Raw genomic sequence first — 19,252 nt, forward strand, 5'->3', positions numbered from 1 at the left:
AGGATGCAGAATGATCGGCTTTACCCCGACCGCGGAACAACAGCAGCTGGTGGACACCGCACGCGGCTTTGCGCAAAGGCACATCCGCCCGCTGGCGCAGCGTGCGCGGCAGGACGGCCCGCCGCAGGATCCCTGGCCGCTGGTGAAGCCGGTGTTTGAAGCCGGAGCGCAGCTCGGCTTCACCCGCCTGTTCGTGCCGCAGGATCTGGGCGGCATGGGCGGCACCTGCATGGATGCGGCCCTGCTGCTGGAGGAACTGGGCGCGGCCGATATCGGCCTCGCGTCCGATTACTTCGCGCTCACCGCCTGTATGCCGCTGATGGCGATGCGCGCCGGAAGCCCCTCGGGAGAGGCGTTTCTCAAGCGTTTTGCCGAAGCTCCGGCGATGGTGCTGGCGGGCGCGCAGTCCGAACCCGATGTGGCAGGATCGGAACTGATGATGGCCGGGCCGGACCCCGCCTTCGGGCCGAAACTCTCAGCGCGCGAAACGGCCGATGGTTGGGTACTGTCGGGCCGCAAGTCGGCCTTCATCACCAATGCCGGTGCAGCCGATGCCTATTTCATCATCGCCCGCAGCGATCCTGCGCAACCGGTGTTCACCGGGCTCTCGATCTTCCTTATCCCTGCCGACACGCCGGGGCTGACCGTCGGCAAGAAGACGAAACTGATCGGCTGGCCGCTGACCACACATGCAGAGCTGGTACTGGACGACGTGCACCTGCCTGCCGACGCCCTGATCGGCCAGCGCGGCGGGGCAGCGATGACCTTTGCCTCTGTGCCAGAAATGCCGATTGGCCTGGCTGCGTGCTTCGTAGGCCTCGCCCGTGCGGCGTTTGAACATGCCAAGGAATACGCCGCGGAGCGCCGATCGACCGGACGGCCGATCATGCAGCACCAGACGGTGGCGCTGAAACTTGCCGAAATGGCGATCAATGTCGAAACGGCGCGACTCCACGTGTGGCAGGCGGCGGCCGCCTGCGAGACTGATCCGATGCGCGCCGCGATGCTACTCGCCCCGATGGCAAAGGCGACAGCAGTCGACATGGCAATCCGCAATGCCGAACTCGCGGTGCAGGTCTTGGGCGGATATGGTGTCACTACCGAATATGACGCCGGTCATTACCTGAAGGACGCGTGGATCGGCTGGTCGTGCGATTTCACCCGCGATGTGCTGCATCTCGGCATCGCGCAGGCGCTGACCGGTGACGGCTAGCCAGCGATCAGTCGGCGAAATCCGCGCCGATGCTGCGCAACACCTGCACCACCTCGCAGATCGAGGCATCGAGCAGCGCGCGTTCGCGGAAGCTCATCGAAATTTCGGGGTCGAGCCGCTCCATCTCGACCTCCAGCGTCGTCAGCCCGTCGTCACCTTCAAGATCGAGCAATTGCCGTGGCAGGAACGACAGGAAATCGGACGAGCGGATCAGCGCCTCGAGATAACCGGCAGAATTGGATACGACCTTGGGCTTGGGCGGTTCAAGCCCGCGTTCGAGAAACAGTTCGTCGAGCGACTGACGCCATTTCTGAGAGGCGGGCGGAAGTGCCCAGGGATAATTCAGCAGTTCATTGCGCAGCACCGCACGCCCCGCCAGCGGATGCCCGCTGCGGCCGATGACCTCCAGCCGGTCAGCCAGCACGGTTTCGGTCGTGAACATCGGGTCGGTGATCGGTGGCCACGAACCGATCATCACGTCCAGTTCGCCCCGGCGCAGGCGCGGCAGCAGATCGTCGACCAGCCCCTCCAGAACGGTCAGCGCGATGTCCGGCTGGATCGCGTGCAACGTGCGGGTGACAGCGGGCATGATATTGCGCGCGACCGACGGCCCAATGCCCACCGTAACGTGCCCCTGTGCCTTGCCCTTGAGGCTGGAAATCTGCGCCTCGGCATTGCGGAACTGCGCTTCGATCGATTTTGCGTGCAACGCCAGCGCATTGCCGAACACCGTCGGCACCACGCCCATCGGAGTACGATCGAACAGGCGCACGCCAAGCTCATCCTCAAGCTGGCGGATGCTCTTGGACAGCGCGGGCTGGGTCAGCAGCAGCTTTTCGCAGGCGCGGCCGATCGAACCGAGTTCATAGACCGCAAGAAAATGGCGCAGGCGGCGGGATTCCAGCATCAGCGGCTCCGGGGTATATGGCACGACAAGGTTAGGTTTGCTGCATGCGCATAGCAAGGGTGCGAGGGCCGCAAGGGCCTGAACTGGTGGCGGTAAACCCTGAGGCGGGAACCTGGCAGACGCTCGGGCTGAGAGGCGATAGCGACTGGCTGACGCCTGAAACCCTCGCCCGTCCGCCGCGTGCCAAGAGCCCGCCGCGACCTATCGACACAACGTTGCTGCTCGCGCCCGTCGTGCCGCGCTGCATTGTCGGCGTGGGGCTGAATTACCGCGCGCACGCCGCCGAACAAGGCAAGCCGCTGCCCGACACGCCGCCGCTGTTCCTGAAACATCCGCGCAGCCTCGCCGCTCCGTTCGGCGCGCTGCCGCTGCAACCCGCCTCGGCGCAGCTCGATTATGAAGCTGAGCTGGGGATTGTCATCGGACGTGCAGTGTTCGACTGTTCCCGCAGCGAGGCTGCCGCCGCGATCGCCGGGTGGGTGATCGTGCAGGATTACACTTTGCGCGATCTTGCCCGGCCCGAAATGCTTGCCATCGCCAAGGGTGGACGGGGAATGGCGCCGATCGGCCCCTGGCTGACCACCGTGGATGACGTGACGCTGGAGGACGCGGGCAATCTTTCCATCCGATGCCGGGTCAATGGCGAGCTGCGCCAGGATGCCGGCACGGCCGATATGCACGTGGGGCCGGCCCAACTCGTGCATCACGTTGCCCGCCATCTGCCGCTCGGCCCCGGAGATATTATCGCAACCGGATCGCCCGCTGGTTCCGGGGTCGGAATGATTCCGCAACGCTGGCTCGCGCCGGGCGATATCGTCGACACGGAAATCACCGGACTGGGGCGGCTCCGTCAGCAGGTGACCGCCCCAGCCTGAGCCCGCTGGATCCCCGCCCTTATGCACCTGCATCCATGTTCAGCACCAGCTTGCCGCGCCGCCCCCCGGCATCGAGCAGACGGTGCGCCTCCGCCACATTCTCCAGCGCAATCTGCGCTTCCAGTTCCACCTTGATCCGCCCCGCCTCGATCAGCGGGCGCAGCTTGTCGAGGATTTCCGGCTGAGCGGAAAATGCAACTTCACGGGTGCTGACGCCATATTCTGCCATCATCTGGTGGCGTGCCTTGATCTCCACCATGTCCCCGCGCAGCACGATCAGCAGCTGCCCGCCGCGTTTCAGCACCTTGTAACTTTCGGTGGCTGTGTCGCCGCCGATGCAGTTCAGCACGACGTCAAGATCGGAGACCGCCTCTGACAGCGGCTGCGTGGCATAATCGATCACCAGATCCGCACCCAACCCCTCGACAAAGCTGCGATTGGCCGCCGAACAGGTTGCCGCCACCCATGCGCCGTGCGCCTTGGCGATCTGCACCGCGAACGCCCCGACCCCGCCCGATGCTGCCTGCACCAGCACCCGGCTGCCGGGACCGATCTGCGCCATCGCGACCAGTCCGTGCCATGCAGTGCAGGCCGCCATCGGCACCGCGGCGGCATGGGCGAAATCGAGGTTGGCCGGCATCCGCCGCACCAGATAACTCGGCGCCGCGACATATCCCGCGTAGGTGCCCTGCCGCATTGGATCGAGCAGGCCGTAGACCATGTCGCCCACCTCAAGCTCGGACACGTCGAAGCCCTTGCGCACTACCACGCCCGCCACATCGGTGCCCAGCACATGCGGCAGTTGCAGCGGGAACATTTCGGCGAGCCAACCGCGTCGCACCTTGGTTTCGAACGGGTTGAGCCCCGCCGCCCTGACCGCGACAAGCACCTCGTTGTGCGGCGCATGAACGGGCAGCGGCACATCGGCGATCTTGAGCATTTCCGGGCCGCCATAGCCCGTCAGCAGCGCAGCACGCATCGTCTGCGGCAATTCGGGGCCTTGGTTCATCCAGTCGGCATCGCTCATCCGGCATCCTCCAGTTCGACAATCTGCTTGCCCGGCGGACTGTCCGCGAACAGTCCGGCGAAGGCGGTAGCGGCGCTGGCGAGGCCGCGGTGAACGGTTTCGGCCGGGCGCAGAGTGCCATCGGCAAGCCAGCGTGCAATCCCGGTGCGGGCTTCTTCGGCGCGGTCCATGTGATCGGAGAGCAGGAATCCCTCCACGCGAGCGCGCTTCATCAGGATCGCAGCGGCGTTCCCGTATTGCGGGGGTGCGTCATCGCCATAGGCCGAAACGAAGCCAAGCAGCAGCACACGGGCGCGCGGGTTGAGGTGGGCGAACATCCGCTCGTGGAGCGCCCCGCCCACCCCGTCCACGAACAGGTCGATCCCAACCGTCCCCGGCCAATCGGCTTCCGGCCTGAGCGGCCGGACACCGAGCGTTTCGAGGAACGCCGCCTGCCGCGTGCCCACCGCAGTGCCTGAAACCTTGACCCCCGGCGCGCACGCCTGCGCCATCTGGCATACCAGAGACCCGACAGCGCCCGCCGCCGGAGCGACCAGCAGGCTCTCGCCGTCACGCGGCGCAAGGCGATCCACCACGAACCACGCCGCCAGCCCGGTCGCGCCGAGCGCATTGAGGTGGTCTTCCGGTCGCCCGCCCTCTACCCGCACAAGGCGGGCGGTCGGAACCACACTGAGGCTTTGCCAGCCGAGTTCACCCACCACCATGTCGCCCGGCGCAAGCCCCGGATCGTTCGATTGGAGCACCCGGCCAACGCCGCGCCCCTCAACCGGCGCGCCGATCCGCATCGCAGGGCCGACCGGCGAGTGCTCCTGCATCCGCAGACGCGGCAGCGGGTCCATCGAAAGGTGAGTGACCTGAACCAGCGCCTCGCCCGTGCCGGGCACCGGATCGGGCAGTTCGCGCAAGGCAAAGTCGCCCGGCTGCGGAGTGCCATGCGGATAATGCAGCAGGCACAGCGCCTTCATGCGAGCCCCTCCAGAAAATCGCCGAGTGCGGCGTTGAACGCCGCGGGCGCTTCGAGATTGGCAATATGCCCGGCGCCCGCGATTTCGACCAGCCGCGCGCCGGGGATTTGCTCCGCCATCAAATGGGCATGGGCGGGCGGCGCAACCCGGTCCTCGCTCGCAGTCAGCACCAGGGTCGGCACGGCGATGGTTTCGAAATCGGGAAAGTCGCTGAACCCCGTGACGGCGCGCATTGCGGCGACATAACCTTCGGTGCGCAGGCGGCGATGACTGTCGAGCAGCGCCTCGCGTGCCTGCCGGGAGATTTGCGGGCCGGCGATCCCTGTGACAATGGTTTCGGCAATATCGGCGGGGGTCAGCCCGTCCTCCACCAGCGGCTTCAAGCGCACAGCAAGGAACGCCGCGACCTTTTCGGGCGCGGCAGTCTCGGGCGAGCCGGCGCTGGTGTTGGCGAGAGTCAGGCTGCGGACGCAATCAGGATAGCGGCGCACCAGATCGAGCGCGATTCGCCCGCCCATCGACAGGCCGACAACGTGCGCCGGTGCCCCCAGCGCCGCGATAACGGCGGCGGCATCGTCGGCGAATTGTTCGAAACCTTCCACCGCCCCGGCGCTGTTCCCATAGCCGCGCGCGTCCCATGCTGCTGCGGTATAGCGATCGGCAAAGTGCGAGAGCTGCGCATCCCAGTTGCGGGAATTGCCGCCGATGCCGTGGAGAAACAGCAGGGCCGGCCCCTCGCCCCTGACATCGACTGCAATATCGCCCACTCTCTCCATCAAATCGTCAGGCGAGTTCGGGCACGAGCTTGCCGTCCACCACCACCGGTGTACCGTCGAGCGTGATGGTACAACCGCGCACCGGCAGGTCGAAATGGCCCAGCGTGTGCCGGTCGGCGAACGGGTTGGCGCCAGTCGAAAACAGGAAATTGCCGGCGAACGCGCGGCTTTCGATGCCGTTGATATCGCCCTTGTCGTAGAGCATCAGCGATTCCCATCGCGCACCGTGATTCATCCCCCAGCCGACATGGCTGGTGCCATAGGCTTCCGGATCGTCCCAGGCCTCGAAATAGGCGCGCATCAGATCGGCATCGGTGCCCTTGCCTTCCACAGCGGTAACGTAATCCTTTTCGATCACCAGCCGGATCGGCTTTTCGAGATACCGCTTGAAGGTGATGTTGATGTCGCCTTCGTCCAGCACAAGCACCCCTGTCACCGTGCCGCGTGCAGGAAAGCATGAGCAAATGCCGCCCGGCCAGGTCGCGAGCGATCCAGGCGCGACAGTGGCCCCAAGATTGCCGCCGATCCGCGCCCCGTCGAGGCCGATAGCAAGGTCTGTTCCTGCTGCGCTGGTGACATGCATCGCCTTGGCCCCCTGCAGCATCGACCGGCCTTTGAGGACCCGCGGGATGATGCCGGCATCGGGTGCCATGCGCTCCAGCGCCTCGGGGTGTTCATTGGAAATATACAGGATGCGGCTGCCCGCACCGAGGATTGCGGGCGTCTCGTCCGAGTGCATCAGACCTTCGACGGTAAGATCGACCACCAGCTTCGAAGCCTTGAGGGCCGCCAGCACCGGCTGCACCTGCTGCAGCGCGACCGAGGACCCGGTCGATCGCACCGGTACCGGAGCCGATTGCGGCGGGGTAGGCATGATGATGTGAAACGCCCGCGCTCCGATCCTGAGCAGCGCGAGTTCGGCCAGATGGGTGTTGATCGCGCGGCTCTGGCTTTCGGAAAGGATCGTAACCTCATCGCCGGCACTCACCTCGCACAGGCGAAATGCGGCTTCGAAGGTGTCGATCCACTTCGCTTCGATCCGGTCCACCAGCATTCAGAAACCCTCTCCAGCGACGAATTTTCGCCTGTCTGCCGAGCGATAATGGGGCACCCGCCCTCACGCCATTTCAAAGCCGGGCCGATGGCATAACAAAAAGATTGTAGTCAGAACCGCAAGCCTGCCGCGCCATAAGGTCCGGCATCGAGCAACAGCCGCCCCTCGCCGCCGCTGCGTTCGAGCGGGATCGCAGGGGCCATGCCGCCGCTCAGCACCCAACTGCCGCCGGGAATGACTCCCACCCGCCGCGCCAACCATGCGAGCGCTTCCAGCGGATTGCCCAGCACGGCATCGGCCCGTCCTTCACAAGTCTTTCCGCCATTGACGGTGAGCGACACGACCAGCTTTTCCGGCTCAAACAGGCGCTCGACCGGAATCGCCGGGCCGATCAACGCGCCCAGCCCTGCGGCATTGTCCGCAACGATGAAGCCTACCCCCAGCCGGAACGGATCGGAATGCGACGGGCGCACGATTTCGGCGGCGGCGCGCACTTCGGCGATGGCGCCGCGCGGATCGTCGCCAGCCGCGAGCGATTCACCGAGGCGAAAGGCGATTTCGGGCTCGGCCTCGGCCGGACGCTCGCCCGACAGGTCGGCAATCGCGCCGTCGTGCCAGATCCGCTCCGCGTAGAGGCGACCGATGATCGGTTCGCTCACCCCCAGAAACGCCATGCCGCGTTCGTTCGTCGCACCGATTTTCCAGCCAGCCGGCGTGCCGAGCAGGGCCTCCCCCACCAGCGCCAGCCGGTATCCCTCGCCCAACGAAACCGGTCCGGGCGGATCTTCCACGCTGCGCCCTGTCAGACGCGCAGGAACGAGCCCTGCGGCCCATTCCACAAAGCTACTCTCATCGCATCGCACTGCCATGCTGCAGACATACCGCCTCTTGCCTGCGTAAGGGTCATGCAAAAAAGGGATGGCCGCCGCCGCCAGCCGAATGTCCGCGGGTGCCGATTACCCGGTATGACATGAGGGCAGATAAGGGAGTTCTTGATCATGGCTGCAGCACGCCATCTGGCCTATCGTGACCGCGACTGGGCACCGCAACCCCACGCCGACACCACCTTGCGCGAATGGCTGGAGAGTAGACTCGCGCGCAACGACGATGCTGCTGCGCTGGCGTCCCGCCTGATGGAAGGCGCGGCGATCCGCCTGCGCGATCTGGTGGATCATGTCGTCTTCACGCAGCTTGCAACCCGCACCGCCATCGAGGCGGCCGGGTGGGCTCAGAGCGAACCCGGCGTATGGCGCAACCCTGCCGGCATGTTCCCGCCATTCGTCGCGGGTGATGCGGAGGCGGTGTGGCTGCGGGTCGAATCGGTCGAGCAGTTCGTGGCCGCGCACAACCTTTCTGTGGCGATCGAGGGCGAAGCGCTCGCCCCGCTACGCCGTGCGCTGGCGCTGCCTGGCGAGGCGGTGAGCTTCGGCGTGCTGGAACGGGGCGGCTCACCTGCGCTTGTGCCGCAAGCTGATGATCCCGCCGAGCGCCGCACTGCCCGCATCACCCTGCAACGCTTTCGCGCCCGCCGCCGCCAGTTCGACACGGTGGAGCAGGGCCTCGCTCATACCGAGGCGCTAGTGGACAGCGCGATTGCCGATCTCGGCAGCCCGCACCGCGCCTGCGCGCTGTGGCTGCTGGCGGAGCGCGAATACTGGCAATCGCGCTGCCACGCCGCCCGCGTTCAGAAGGCGCGGCAGGATGCCGTGGGCGTCGGCTGGGCAAATATCGATCACCACACCTACGACAGCAGCCGCGCGCATTATCAACACACCATCGCGATTCTCGAAAAGCTGGGCTATGAACTGCGCGAGATGCTGTACGCGGGCGACATGGCGGGCTGGGGAAGCCAGGTGCTTGAACAGCCGGTGATCGGCTCGACCATCTTCGCCGATGTCGATCTGGCCCCACACGAGGTGGAACTCGACTTCGCGCATGAATCCCTCCCCCCGCTCGACAAGCACCGCCGGGCGGGCATCCTGTGCGCGCTGCATGGGGAGAGCATTCTGGAACAGGGCCTCAACCACGTGGCCTGCTTCTACGATAGCAAGGCGATGCGCGATCAGATGGCGGGTCTCGGCATCCGCATGATGCCGCCCTTCTCGGACATGCCTCATCTCTATCAGGAATTGACGCATGGCGACTGGGCGGCAGTGGATCCGGCGCGGGTTGACGCGCTGGAGGCCGATGGTCACCTTCCCGCTGACGAAGCGCAGCGCATCCGCATGGAAGGCGCGATCGTCACGCACCTCGAAAACATCGAGCGTAACGATGGCTACAAGGGCTTCAACAAGCCGGGGATCGACGGCGTGCTGCAAAAGCTTGATCCCCGCCGCTACGGTCAGCTGAAGGCGGAACAGGCGGCGGCAGGCTGATGGCGACCGCTTCGCTCTCTCCCGCGTCGGCGCCTGATGCCGCCGTAGCCTCGCTGCGTGAGCGATTCGACGAAAAGCTGCAGACCGGCGAATCGTTGCGCAGCCAGCATGGCGCGATCGAGGGGATGCTGGGCGGCGGAATTCCTGATGCCGTCCTGTTCGCGGCCAGCACCGAGGATGTCGCCGCCGCCGTCGCAATCTGCGCCGAGCACCGCCTGCCGGTGATTGCGCATGGGGCAGGCAGCAGTCTCGAAGGCCAGTTGGCCGCAGTGCGCGGCGGGCTGTCGATTGATCTGACGGCCATGAACCGCGTCATCGACATCAACGCCGGCGATCTTGATGTGCGGGTCGAGGCTGGAGTGACGCGCGAGGCGCTGAACCACGAATTGCGAGAGCACGGCTTGTTCTTCCCGCTCGATCCCGGCGCCAATGCGACGCTGGGCGGGATGGCGGCGACGCGGGCGAGTGGGACCAATGCCGTGCGTTACGGCACGATGCGCGATGTCACCTTGGGCCTCACTGTCGTCACCGCCACCGGCGAGGTCATCCGCACCGGCACCCGTGCGCGCAAGTCAGCGGCAGGCTATGACCTCACCCGGCTGTTCGTCGGTTCGGAGGGGACGCTCGGCATCATCACCGAGCTTTCATTGCGCGTCTTCGGCATCCCGGAACAAATCGCCAGCGCAGTGGTGCAGTTCGATGCACTGGAGAACGCGGTCGAGGCGGTGATGCTGATGATGCAGATGGGTCTGCCGCTCGCCCGAATTGAACTGCTCGACGCGGTGCAGATGGGCGCCTGCATCGCCTATTCCCAATTGACCGAGTACGAGGCGTTGCCGACCTTGTTCATGGAGTTCCACGGATCTCCCACCACCATCGTGGAGCAGGTTGAGACCGTGCGCGGCGTGGTGGACGATTTCGGCGGCGGAAAGCTGGTGTTCGCGACGCTGACCGAAGATCGCAACCGGCTTTGGAAAGCGCGGCACAATGCCTGGTTTGCGGCCAAGGCGCTGCGGCCTGGCGCCGAGGCATTCGCCACCGATGCCTGTGTGCCGATCTCGCGCCTCGCCGAAGCGATCGCCGCCGCCAAGGCCGAAGCCGATGCCGCCGGGCTGATCGCGCCGCTTGTTGGTCATGTCGGCGACGGCAATTTCCATATGCTGCTGCTGTTCGATCCCGCATCGGATCGGGAGCGGGCACAGGCACATGAACTTTCGGACACAATCGCCCGTATCGCAATCAGCCTCGGCGGGACAGCGACGGGCGAGCACGGCATCGGCCTGCACAAGCTGACGACAATGGAAAGCGAGCATGGCGCGGGCGCGCTGAGCGTGATGGCGCAGTTGAAGGCGGCGCTCGATCCGCTGGATATTCTCAACCCGGGAAAAACGGTGCCCCGTCCGAATTGAACGCGCGGCGCTCAGCCCATCTTGATACCGGGGGTCTGCACCTTCACAGCCTTCATGGCCGCTTCGCCGGTGAACCTCTCGCGATAATCCCGCACGAAATCGCGTACGGTGCGCGGGCTGCGTCCCAGCAGTTCGGGCAAGGTTTGCGTCATGTCGGCATTTTTGCCGCGCCTGGTGATGATGTAGACGCCGGTCATGAACAGCATTGTGTCCCACGTGACCCGCGGACCGACGGTGCGCCAGAAGCGGAAGATGCTCGGCTCGCGGTAACGGATCGGGCGCTCCAGCACCTCGGTAAAGATCGCCGCGACCTGATGATAATCGAGCACTTCCGGCCCGGTCAGAACATAGGCTTGCCCGGCGTGGGCCGCAGGGTCGCGCATCACCTTGACAGCGACTTCCGCCACATCGCGGCTGTCGACGAAGCTGGTGCCGCCCTTGCCAGCAGGGACGATGATTTCATCGCTGCGGGCGATATCGACCGCGTGGGTGGTGATGTCGCGGCACAGGTTCTGGCTGAAGAATGCCGCACGCAGGAAGGTGTAATCGACCCCCGAAGCCTCGATCGCGCGCTCCACCGTGTAGTGCGGCACCAGCTTGGTCTCGCCCGCGGTCGGCACCGACAGGTAGATTATGTGCTGCACCCCGGCGGCGGCGGCCGCCTCGACGAACGGCAGCATCCAACTGCGGGCGGTGCCGGGATGGGGGAGCGGGAACAGCAAGAACAGTGTCTTGACGCCTGCGAGCGCCGCATCCCACGTGGTGCGATCGGCAAAGGAGAACCGCACCTTGGGCGCTTCGGGGCCATAAAGCGCTTCGATCTTGGCGGGCGTGTTGGCGGCGATCCGGAAGGGCAGGGTACCATCGGCGATCAGCATCCGCACCAGTTCGGTACCGACATTGCCGTTGGGTCCAGTCACCAGAATCATCGCCATGCACTCCCTCTTGGCGGACGGAATAGCCGCGTCAGCATAGTGTGCGCAGCGCTGAACGGATGCGCCATAGGAAGCGTGGGCACGGTCAAAACTTCCCGGATTGCCCTAGGCCGAGATGCACCCGGAAGGAGGCAAGCGCGGCCTGCCGAGCACCTATACCGCCACCACCTGCTGCTCGATTGCGCCGAAGATCGAGTGGTTGTCTGCATCGCGCATCTCGATCCGCACCGTGTCGCCAGCCTGCATGAACGGCGTCTTGGGCTGGCCATCGCGGATCGTCTCGATCATGCGGATTTCCGCGATGCAGGAATAGCCCGCGCCGCCGTCAGCCACAGGCGTTCCCGCGCCGCCGTCTGAGCCCTTGTTCGATACCGTGCCCGATCCGATGATCGTGCCCGCGCCCAGGTTACGGGTCTTGGCCGAGTGGGCGACCAGTTGCGCAAGATTGAAGGTCGCATCTTGCCCCGCATTCGCCCGCCCGAATGGTTGACCGTTGTAGTCCACCATCAGCGGCAGGTGGATCAGGCAGTCCGCCCATGCCTCGCCCAACTCGTCGGGCGTCACCGCCACGGGCGAGAATGCGCTGGCAGGCTTGGACTGGAAGAAGCCGAAGCCTTTCTCCAGCTCTGCCGGGATCAACCCTCGCAAGGATACGTCGTTCACCAGCATTATGAGCTTGATGTGTCCCGCTGCGTTTTCTGCACTGACGCCCATCGGCACATCGTCGGTGATGCAGGCAATTTCGCCCTCCATGTCGCAGCCCCATGCCGCATCGCCCAGCGGTATGTCTGCGCGCGGCGGCAGGAAAGCGTCAGATCCGCCCTGATACATCAGCGGATCGGAGTAGAAGCTGTCCGGCACCTTGCTCCCGCGCGCTTGGCGCACCAGTTCGACATGATTGATATAGGCGCTCCCATCGGCCCACTGGTACGCGCGCGGCAGGGGCGAATGGGCCTGACGTTCGTGAAAGCGCTCGCACGGCACGGTCTCATGCTCGACATCGCGGGCGAGCAGTTCGAGCTCGGGCGCGACCCGCTCCCAATTGTCGAGCGCGGCTTGCAAGGTCGGCGCAATGTAACCGGCAGCGCAGCAGCGGGTGAGGTCTTTCGACACCACCACCAGCATCCCGTCACGCGTGCCATTGTCGAGGGTTGAAAGTTTCATCTGCCTGCCACCCCGCTTTATTGCACCGAAAATCCGCCATCGACGCCAAGCAATTGCCCGGTCACGAAACTCGCCTTGTCCGACAGCAGCCATGCCGCCGCCTCGGCCACCTCGTCGGCCCGCGCGATCCGGCCCAGCGGATGCGCGCCCGCAGCCGCAGCGGCAAATCCGGGATTGGCGGGAAAACCGCGCGCTGTCAGCATCGGCGTCTCGACCGCGCCCGGCAACACCGCGTTGATCCTGATCCCAAGCCCCGCGGCTTCGAGCGCTGCAGATCGGGTCAGCCCGATCACCCCATGCTTCGAAGCCGAATAGGCCGCCATCCCGCCCGCACCGAGCCAGCCCATCACACTGGAGGTGTTGACGATGGCCCCGCCGCCATTGGCCTGCAAGGCGGGCAGTTCGGCCTTGAGGCAGTTCCACAGGCCCCGCAAGTTCACGGCCATGACCCGGTCGAACTCCTCGTCCGGGTAGTCGATCATTGGCACCATCGCCCCGCCCGCGCCTTCGATACCGGCATTGTTGAACGCGCCGTCCACGCCCGGAAAGCCGGCGATTACCTCGGCCACGGCGGCGGCATCGGCGATGTCGGCCGTCGCGCTATGCGCGCCAGCAATGCTATCGGCGACATCGCGCACCGCCTCGTCCCGGTCGACCAACATCAGCGTTGCGCCATAGTCAGCAAACATCCGGGCAGCTGCAAGACCAATTCCGCTGGCCGCGCCGGTGATGATGATGTTCCGGCCTTCGAGCATGGTAAATCCCCGTCCCTGGCTTGCGCGAATTGCCGCGCTGCCATGCTGCTCGCATCAGGAGGGCAGTTTGGCATCATGAATAGTCCGTGCGCGGCAATAACCTTTGGGCGGCAAGGCACAGATATTCATTCCCCCATGCCTGAAATTCATTTCAACAAGCAGGTTGAGCCGAAGAAGCTTGGGGGAATGCAGCCACGACCTGCGCCGAAAACGACAAATACGGCCGGCACGGGCGCTTTTGGGGAGAACGAGATGAACCGCGCACACCACCACTTCGCCGCGCTGATTGGCAGCTTGATGGGCACTTGCGCCATTCCGGCCATGGCGCAGGACGCTGCCGTTGCAGCAGACAATGCCGCCGAGGATTCCGGCACCATCGGCGATATCATCGTCACGGCCGAGCGGCGTGCGAGCAACCTTCAGGAAACCCCGCTGGCGGTGACGGCGATTTCGGGCGAGACCTTGCAGGCTGCCGGTGTGGCGGTGATCAACGATCTGGCCGCGACTGTCCCCAACCTCACCTCCACTACCGGGCCGCAGGGATCTTCCGATGCCAATTTCTTCGTGCGCGGCGTGGGTCAGTTCGATTTCATCATCACCAATGATCCGGGCGTCGGCCTGTATGTCGACGGAGTATATCTGGGGCGCACCATCGGAGCGATGCTCGACAGCGGCGATATCGAGCGGGTCGAGGTGCTGCGCGGGCCGCAGGGCACACTGTTCGGACGCAACACGCTGGGCGGCGCGATCAACATCGTCTCGCGCCAGCCCGATCCGACCCGCTTTTCCGGCAATGTCAGCGCGCTCTACGGCAGCCGCGACCGGATCGAGATGACCGGGGCGATCAATACGCCGATCGGTAATGACAGCGCGCTACGGGTCTCGGGCTTCTTCCGCGAACAGGACGGGTTTGCCCGCAACGCGGTGACGGGGGACCTGTTCGGCGCGACCGACCGTTATGGCGGGCGCGCCCAGTTGCGGCTGGGGCTGACCGATAATCTGACGATCGATCTGTCGGCGGATTACTCGCTCGACAGGTCGAACCCCGCGCCTTCGGTCACGCGGCAGATCGTCCCCGCCCCGTTCTTCCCGCCCGCCGCGCTGAACGATGTCCACAACCGCGACGACTTCTACACCATCTTCGCCTCCAACAGCCCCGAAGCACGCAACGAGACCTTCGGCTTTTCGGGCACGGTCACGCTGGATCTCGGCAATGCGACGGTGAAATCGATCACCGCCTATCGCGAGCTTGACAGCTTTTCGACCTCGGACCCGGATGGCACCCGGTTCCGGCTCTACGATCAGGATGTGACCACCACCCAAAACCAGTTCAGCCAGGAATTGCAGATCGCGGGCGACGCCTTCGGTGGAAAGCTCGATTACTTGCTTGGCGCTTATTACTTCGCCGAGGATGCCGAACAGGTGCTCGACTTGTGCTTCGCGCCGATCAGCAGCCCGATGGCCGCGCCGTTTGCCGCTTGCAACACCTGGACACAGGGCAATGCGCAGGAAACCCGTAGCTATGCCGTGTTCGGACAGGCGCGTTACGAGGTGCTGGACGGCCTCTCCGTCACGCTTGGCGGCCGCTATACTTGGGACGAGAAGGATATCGTCTCCAACCAGTTCTTCGATTTCCGACCGCAGGCTGTCGGCCCCGGCGCGGTGTTCGGCTTCGGCCTGCCGCCAGAGCTCATCGGGCAGGAAATCGTGCTGCCGATCGTCACTGACCTGCCCGACTCGGTCGCGTTCGAGGAATTCACCCCGAAGATCGGTGTCGAATACCGCGCCAGCGACGATGCCTTCCTGTTCGCGTCCTATTCCAAAGGCTTCCGCGCCGGGGGCTTCAATGGCCGGTTGATCCTGCCGCAGGCGAGCGTGCCGTCCTATGCGCCCGACACCAACGACACCTACGAAGTGGGCTTCAAGACCGACTGGCTCGATCGCCGCCTGCGGGTCAACGGGACGCTGTTCTATTCGCAATACAGGGACATCCAGCAGACCATCGTCGATCCGCAAGTGCAGTTCCGGGTCGCCAATGCCGGCGATGCGGTGCTCAAGGGGTTCGAGCTCGAAACGGTGATTGCGCCGATCGACGGCTTCCGGATCGACGCGGCGGTCGGCTATACCGACAGCGCGTTCGAGAACGTGCCGGCAACAGTGGGCCCAATCAACGGCAACCGCCTGCCCTTCAGCCCGGAATGGACGGTGTCGCTGGCGGCGCAGTACGATATTGTCACCAGCGCGGGCACCTTCACGCCCCGCCTCGATTACCGCCTGCAATCGGAGGTGTTCTTCACCGCGTTCAACCTGCCGCTGGAACGGCAGGAAAGCTACGGCCTGCTTAACGCCCGGCTCGGATGGACCGATGTGGCGGAGCGGTTCAACGTAGCGGTGTTCGCGCAGAACCTGACGGACGAGGAATATTTCACCTTCGGACAGGACGCTCTGGCCACGCAGGGGGTGGCCTATTCCTATCTCGGGCGTCCGCGTGAATTCGGGGTGAGCGCAGGGGTCAACTTCTGATGAACCCGCGCCGCGTTCTGGTCATCGGCGGGACCGGCAAGATCGGTAGCCGGCTGGTGGCGATCCTGCGCAGCCGGGGCGCCGAGGCCGTGCCGCTCGCCCGCAATCCCGGGCCCGGCGGGCTCGCGATCGATACTACCGACACGGAGGCTCTGGAGGCGGCGTCGCGCGGGTTCGATGCCGCGCTGCTGACCACTCCGCTGGGACCGGAGGAAGGCGCCATCGGCGTTGCCGCCACCGCCGCGCTGCGCCGCGCCGGGGTGAAACGCATCGTCTACATCGCGGTCCAGAATGTCGAGGCGATGCAGGCAATTCCGCATTTCGCCACCAAGATCCCGGTCAAGGCTGCGGTGCTGGACGGCGCGGGCGGCACTGTGTTGCAGCCCAATTTCTTCTTCCAGAACGATCTGCTCGCCTTGCCCGCGATCACGCAGGGCGGGATCTATCCGATGCCGATCGGCCATGCAGGGGTGTGGAGCATCGATGCCGCCGACATTGCCGAGGCCGCCGCCAATGCGCTGCTCGACAATGCAGGCATGAACGAAGCGGTGCCGCTGTGCGGACCGGAAAAGCTCACCGGCCCCGATTACGCCGCTCACTGGGCCGCGGCGCTGGGCCGAGAGGTGATCTACCCCGGCGACGATGTCGCCCCCTTCCTCGGAGCGATGCAGACCGCCATACCGGGGCTGGGCGAATGGGAGATGCGCGATTTCGAGCTGATGATGCAGGTGACGCAGGACATGGGTTGCCCCGCGACCGACGCCGACCATGCCGCCACCGCTGCGATCCTCGGTCGCAGCCCCCGCACCCACCGTGAATTCATTGCCGATGTCCTGAAGGAGAACCCCGCATGAAACCCCTCTATACCGCCACTGCCACCGCCTCGGGCGGCCGCAACGGCCATGTCGAAAGCGACGATGGCCTGATCAGCCTCGATCTCGCCATCCCCGCGCCGATGGGCGGCCCGGGCGGCGGGAGCAATCCCGAACAATTGTTTGCGGCCGGCTATGCCGCCTGCTTCCATTCGGCGCTGCAATTCATCGCCGGACAGAGCAAGACCGACGTTTCGGGATCGACCGTGACCGGCCGCGTCACCATCGGTGCCCGCGATGACGGCCCCGGCTTCGGTCTTGCCGTGCATCATGAGGTGATGCTGCCCACACTCAGTCAGTCCGACTCCGAAAAACTGGTCGCGCAGGCACACGAAGTATGCCCCTATTCCAACGCCACGCGCGGCAATGTCACCGTGGATTTCACCGTTACAGGAGGTCAGGCATGACCGGATATACAGCAGCCCTCGCACCCGAACACGATGCCCCGCCGATGCGCCCGCTGAACGAGCGTGACCATCCCAACGCCTACATGCTTTACAACGCCCATTCCGCGTTCAAGGCGGGCGATGTCGAGGCGCTGTTTTCGGCGATGGCGGATGACGTGGTGTGGCACATGCCGGGCGACAACTGCCTTGCCGGAACCTATCGCGGGCGTGACGAGATCTTGCAGAACTTCGCGATGTTGCAGGCGGCGGTCGATGCCTACTGGGCACATCCGCTCGACTATTTCGGCAGCGACGATCACGCCATCCTGATTGCCGAAGTGCGCGCACGCAAGGACGACCGCTCGCTCGAAACGAAGGAATGCATGACCTGGCGGATCGAGGACGGCAAACTCAAGGAATGCTGGCACATGTGCCTCGAACCCGAAAAGTGGGACGCATTTTTCGTCAAGGCGTGACTCTCTCCCGCCACGCCTGAGGGCGGCCCCGAAGCATCATCGGGGCCGCCTTCATCATGTCCGGCGTCCACACGAAATCGGTGTCGATCACGGTTTCTACCCGCGCGACACCTTCGATCAGCGCCAGTTCCTGCGCGGCCGCCTGTGCGAAATGCGGGGCCATTGTACAGCCTGCGAAGGTGACGCAGAAGGTCACCGTCAGCGTGCCGCCGTCCAGCGTCCAACCGCGCACCAGCCCCATGTCCAGCACTGAAACCGGGCGCCCGGCAGCAATGCTGCACGGATCGTGGATCTTTCCCAGCACCGCCCTGATCGGTTCGTCGATCACTTGCCTGTCCAGCATGCCCACGGCTCCTTCATGTCCGCTCCATCGAAGGCATCGCCCACCTGCCGCGCGCGCCATTCGGCGATATCCAGCCCGGCGAGCCGCGCGTAATTGCCACTCAGAATCATGCGCTTCACGCCATCGTCCAGCTGCGGGATGCCGTGGCGGTTCAGGGTTTCTTCGCCGAACCGGAAAGCCCAGAACAGCTTGAGCAAATGCTGCGGATGGACGACCGTGCAACCCGAAGACCACAGGATCTTTTCCGGCCCGCCCCATTGCATCAGCAGCGCCAGCGCCGCCTCGAACCGGCCCGGTGCCTGCCACAGCATTGCAGTGGTGGTTTCGAGATTGGCATAGACATTGGGAAAGCGCCCGATGGCGAGCGCGGTTTCCTCGATGAAGGCCATGCCCGAATGGACGATCTCGAACGCCATATCCGGGAAGGCATCAGCCGCCTGTTCGAAGTCCTCCCCGATCCGATAGGGCGCAAGCGGAACCGAGCCGTTGGGCAGCGCCTTGTGGATGGCAATGCTTTTGAGCCCCAATGCCTGCGCCCGTTCGATCAGCCGCATCACCGTGTCGTCATTGGTCAGCCATCGGCGATAGGGGTCCATCTGGTGCGGGTAGAGCTTGACCCCGATGGCGTTCGGCGTGGCTTCCACCTGCCGTTCCAGATCCTCCAGCACGAAGGCGCAATCCTGCGTCGGATCGAGCCCGACATAGCCCAGCACCCGCGTCGGCCAGCGGGTGGTCATCTCCACGGTCTTCCATTCCGCCGCGAACCCGTCCTTGAACCACGTGTCCAGCCGCAAGGTGTGGGTGGCAGCGAGGCTGGTCTGGCTTTCCTCGAAGATTGTGCACACCAGCGCCTCGGGCGCCATGTCGGTCATGTAGACATCCTGCGGGCACAGCGCCTCTGGCGGGCTGAGCATGGCGTGCAGGCCATAGGACATCTGGTACAACTGCTCGCCATATTTGCTGGCGACATTGCCATGGTCCAGATTGAGCGCGTGGATCACCGGATCGATGACAAACACATCGTCCGGCAGGTTCGGCAGCTGGTCATAGGATGCGGGCATAAACTCTCCTTGTCCCCGGTTATGCCGCCTTGGCACGCGTGTTCCAGTGTTTGCGTGTCGCTGCGGCATAACCAGAATTCATGAAGTCCGCGCTGATCGTCGCATGAAGCCCATGGCCGCGCGGCCTAGAACGCGG

Annotated in this window: 19 protein-coding genes; 8 read left to right on the forward strand and 11 right to left on the reverse strand. The window is 65.0% G+C overall.

The window, feature by feature from the left end; all coding sequences use genetic code 11:
• Positions 1–10 precede the first annotated feature (10 nt).
• Positions 11–1,213, forward strand: coding sequence for an acyl-CoA dehydrogenase family protein (locus tag J3454_RS04690; protein WP_349512586.1), 1,203 nt, complete (start codon positions 11–13; stop codon positions 1,211–1,213).
• A 7-nt stretch (positions 1,214–1,220) separates the two neighbouring features.
• Here the strand turns inward: J3454_RS04690 and J3454_RS04695 are convergent, their stop codons facing one another.
• The gene (locus tag J3454_RS04695) at positions 1,221–2,120 is read right to left on the reverse strand and encodes a LysR family transcriptional regulator (protein ID WP_349512587.1); all 900 of its coding nucleotides are present in this window, start codon (positions 2,118–2,120) and stop codon (positions 1,221–1,223) included.
• Between the two features lie 86 nt (positions 2,121–2,206).
• On the opposite strand from J3454_RS04695, the gene J3454_RS04700 reads away from it, so the two are divergent.
• Positions 2,207–2,995, forward strand: a complete 789-nt coding sequence (locus J3454_RS04700; protein ID WP_349512588.1) for a fumarylacetoacetate hydrolase family protein — start codon at positions 2,207–2,209, stop codon at positions 2,993–2,995.
• A gap of 19 nt (positions 2,996–3,014) precedes the next feature.
• On the opposite strand, the gene J3454_RS04705 is transcribed toward J3454_RS04700, so the two are convergent.
• From J3454_RS04705 to J3454_RS04725, 5 genes are all read right to left on the reverse strand, one after another.
• On the reverse strand, positions 3,015–4,022 hold the full coding sequence (locus J3454_RS04705; protein ID WP_349512589.1) for an NADP-dependent oxidoreductase: 1,008 nt from the start codon (positions 4,020–4,022) through the stop codon (positions 3,015–3,017).
• Complete coding sequence (locus J3454_RS04710; protein ID WP_349512590.1) at positions 4,019–4,987, reverse strand: NADP-dependent oxidoreductase; 969 nt, start codon at positions 4,985–4,987, stop codon at positions 4,019–4,021. The genes J3454_RS04705 and J3454_RS04710 overlap by 4 nt, the downstream gene beginning before the upstream one ends.
• Positions 4,984–5,754, reverse strand: a complete 771-nt coding sequence (locus J3454_RS04715) for an alpha/beta fold hydrolase (RefSeq protein ID WP_349512591.1) — start codon at positions 5,752–5,754, stop codon at positions 4,984–4,986. The genes J3454_RS04710 and J3454_RS04715 overlap by 4 nt, the downstream gene beginning before the upstream one ends.
• A 16-nt stretch (positions 5,755–5,770) precedes the next feature.
• Positions 5,771–6,817, reverse strand: coding sequence for a 2,5-dihydroxypyridine 5,6-dioxygenase NicX family protein (locus J3454_RS04720; protein ID WP_349512592.1), 1,047 nt, complete (start codon positions 6,815–6,817; stop codon positions 5,771–5,773).
• 110 nt (positions 6,818–6,927) lie between these two features.
• Positions 6,928–7,608, reverse strand: coding sequence for a 2-keto-4-pentenoate hydratase (locus J3454_RS04725; RefSeq protein WP_349512593.1), 681 nt, complete (start codon positions 7,606–7,608; stop codon positions 6,928–6,930).
• 207 nt (positions 7,609–7,815) lie between these two features.
• On the opposite strand from J3454_RS04725, the gene J3454_RS04730 reads away from it, so the two are divergent.
• Entirely contained in the window at positions 7,816–9,192 is a 1,377-nt protein-coding gene (locus J3454_RS04730) for a hypothetical protein (protein WP_349512594.1), read from the forward strand.
• Positions 9,192–10,601: an FAD-binding oxidoreductase gene (locus J3454_RS04735; RefSeq protein ID WP_349512595.1), complete on the forward strand. Its 1,410-nt coding sequence runs from the start codon at positions 9,192–9,194 to the stop codon at positions 10,599–10,601. Before J3454_RS04730 ends, J3454_RS04735 begins: the two co-directional genes overlap by 1 nt.
• Before the next feature lie 11 nt (positions 10,602–10,612).
• On the opposite strand, the gene J3454_RS04740 is transcribed toward J3454_RS04735, so the two are convergent.
• The 3 genes from J3454_RS04740 to J3454_RS04750 form a co-directional block, all read right to left on the reverse strand.
• Positions 10,613–11,536: an NmrA family NAD(P)-binding protein gene (locus J3454_RS04740; RefSeq protein ID WP_349512596.1), complete on the reverse strand. Its 924-nt coding sequence runs from the start codon at positions 11,534–11,536 to the stop codon at positions 10,613–10,615.
• Between the two features lie 153 nt (positions 11,537–11,689).
• On the reverse strand, positions 11,690–12,700 hold the full coding sequence (locus J3454_RS04745) for a fumarylacetoacetate hydrolase family protein (RefSeq protein ID WP_349512597.1): 1,011 nt from the start codon (positions 12,698–12,700) through the stop codon (positions 11,690–11,692).
• A gap of 17 nt (positions 12,701–12,717) precedes the next feature.
• Positions 12,718–13,455 (reverse strand): SDR family NAD(P)-dependent oxidoreductase, encoded by a 738-nt coding sequence (locus J3454_RS04750; protein ID WP_349512598.1) that lies wholly within the window; start codon positions 13,453–13,455, stop codon positions 12,718–12,720.
• A 252-nt stretch (positions 13,456–13,707) separates the two neighbouring features.
• On the opposite strand from J3454_RS04750, the gene J3454_RS04755 reads away from it, so the two are divergent.
• From J3454_RS04755 to J3454_RS04770, 4 genes are read left to right on the forward strand one after another with little or no spacing between them, the layout of a single operon-like run.
• A complete protein-coding gene (locus J3454_RS04755; RefSeq protein ID WP_349512599.1) occupies positions 13,708–15,978 on the forward strand; it encodes a TonB-dependent receptor in 2,271 nt (756 codons plus the stop codon).
• On the forward strand, positions 15,978–16,832 hold the full coding sequence (locus J3454_RS04760; protein WP_349512600.1) for an SDR family oxidoreductase: 855 nt from the start codon (positions 15,978–15,980) through the stop codon (positions 16,830–16,832). Before J3454_RS04755 ends, J3454_RS04760 begins: the two co-directional genes overlap by 1 nt.
• Positions 16,829–17,257, forward strand: a complete 429-nt coding sequence (locus J3454_RS04765) for an organic hydroperoxide resistance protein (protein ID WP_349512601.1) — start codon at positions 16,829–16,831, stop codon at positions 17,255–17,257. Before J3454_RS04760 ends, J3454_RS04765 begins: the two co-directional genes overlap by 4 nt.
• Positions 17,254–17,712: a nuclear transport factor 2 family protein gene (locus tag J3454_RS04770; RefSeq protein ID WP_349512602.1), complete on the forward strand. Its 459-nt coding sequence runs from the start codon at positions 17,254–17,256 to the stop codon at positions 17,710–17,712. The genes J3454_RS04765 and J3454_RS04770 overlap by 4 nt, the downstream gene beginning before the upstream one ends.
• Here J3454_RS04770 and J3454_RS04775 read toward each other — a convergent pair.
• Positions 17,702–18,055 carry an iron-sulfur cluster assembly protein gene (locus J3454_RS04775; RefSeq protein ID WP_349512603.1) on the reverse strand — a complete coding sequence of 118 codons (354 nt, stop codon included), beginning with the start codon at positions 18,053–18,055 and terminating at the stop codon, positions 17,702–17,704. The genes J3454_RS04770 and J3454_RS04775 overlap by 11 nt on opposite strands.
• A complete protein-coding gene (locus J3454_RS04780; RefSeq protein ID WP_349512604.1) occupies positions 18,037–19,116 on the reverse strand; it encodes an amidohydrolase family protein in 1,080 nt (359 codons plus the stop codon). Before J3454_RS04780 ends, J3454_RS04775 begins: the two co-directional genes overlap by 19 nt.
• Positions 19,117–19,252: the final 136 nt, after the last annotated feature.

The sequence above is a fragment of the Erythrobacter sp. NFXS35 genome, assembly GCF_040148725.1.
Classification (GTDB): domain Bacteria; phylum Pseudomonadota; class Alphaproteobacteria; order Sphingomonadales; family Sphingomonadaceae; genus Erythrobacter.

Excerpts from the sequence above, each read along its gene's own strand:
- J3454_RS04690 (WP_349512586.1), top strand. The coding sequence starts at position 11 with ATGATCGGCTTTACCCCGACCGCGGAACAACAGCAGCTGGTGGACACC.
- J3454_RS04695 (WP_349512587.1), bottom strand. The coding sequence starts at position 2,120 with ATGCTGGAATCCCGCCGCCTGCGCCATTTTCTTGCGGTCTATGAACTC.
- J3454_RS04705 (WP_349512589.1), bottom strand. The coding sequence starts at position 4,022 with ATGAGCGATGCCGACTGGATGAACCAAGGCCCCGAATTGCCGCAGACG.
- J3454_RS04710 (WP_349512590.1), bottom strand. The coding sequence starts at position 4,987 with ATGAAGGCGCTGTGCCTGCTGCATTATCCGCATGGCACTCCGCAGCCG.
- J3454_RS04720 (WP_349512592.1), bottom strand. The coding sequence starts at position 6,817 with ATGCTGGTGGACCGGATCGAAGCGAAGTGGATCGACACCTTCGAAGCC.
- J3454_RS04730 (WP_349512594.1), top strand. The coding sequence starts at position 7,816 with ATGGCTGCAGCACGCCATCTGGCCTATCGTGACCGCGACTGGGCACCG.
- J3454_RS04735 (WP_349512595.1), top strand. The coding sequence starts at position 9,192 with ATGGCGACCGCTTCGCTCTCTCCCGCGTCGGCGCCTGATGCCGCCGTA.
- J3454_RS04740 (WP_349512596.1), bottom strand. The coding sequence starts at position 11,536 with ATGGCGATGATTCTGGTGACTGGACCCAACGGCAATGTCGGTACCGAA.
- J3454_RS04745 (WP_349512597.1), bottom strand. The coding sequence starts at position 12,700 with ATGAAACTTTCAACCCTCGACAATGGCACGCGTGACGGGATGCTGGTG.
- J3454_RS04750 (WP_349512598.1), bottom strand. The coding sequence starts at position 13,455 with ATGCTCGAAGGCCGGAACATCATCATCACCGGCGCGGCCAGCGGAATT.
- J3454_RS04755 (WP_349512599.1), top strand. The coding sequence starts at position 13,708 with ATGAACCGCGCACACCACCACTTCGCCGCGCTGATTGGCAGCTTGATG.
- J3454_RS04760 (WP_349512600.1), top strand. The coding sequence starts at position 15,978 with ATGAACCCGCGCCGCGTTCTGGTCATCGGCGGGACCGGCAAGATCGGT.
- J3454_RS04765 (WP_349512601.1), top strand. The coding sequence starts at position 16,829 with ATGAAACCCCTCTATACCGCCACTGCCACCGCCTCGGGCGGCCGCAAC.
- J3454_RS04770 (WP_349512602.1), top strand. The coding sequence starts at position 17,254 with ATGACCGGATATACAGCAGCCCTCGCACCCGAACACGATGCCCCGCCG.
- J3454_RS04775 (WP_349512603.1), bottom strand. The coding sequence starts at position 18,055 with ATGCTGGACAGGCAAGTGATCGACGAACCGATCAGGGCGGTGCTGGGA.
- J3454_RS04780 (WP_349512604.1), bottom strand. The coding sequence starts at position 19,116 with ATGCCCGCATCCTATGACCAGCTGCCGAACCTGCCGGACGATGTGTTT.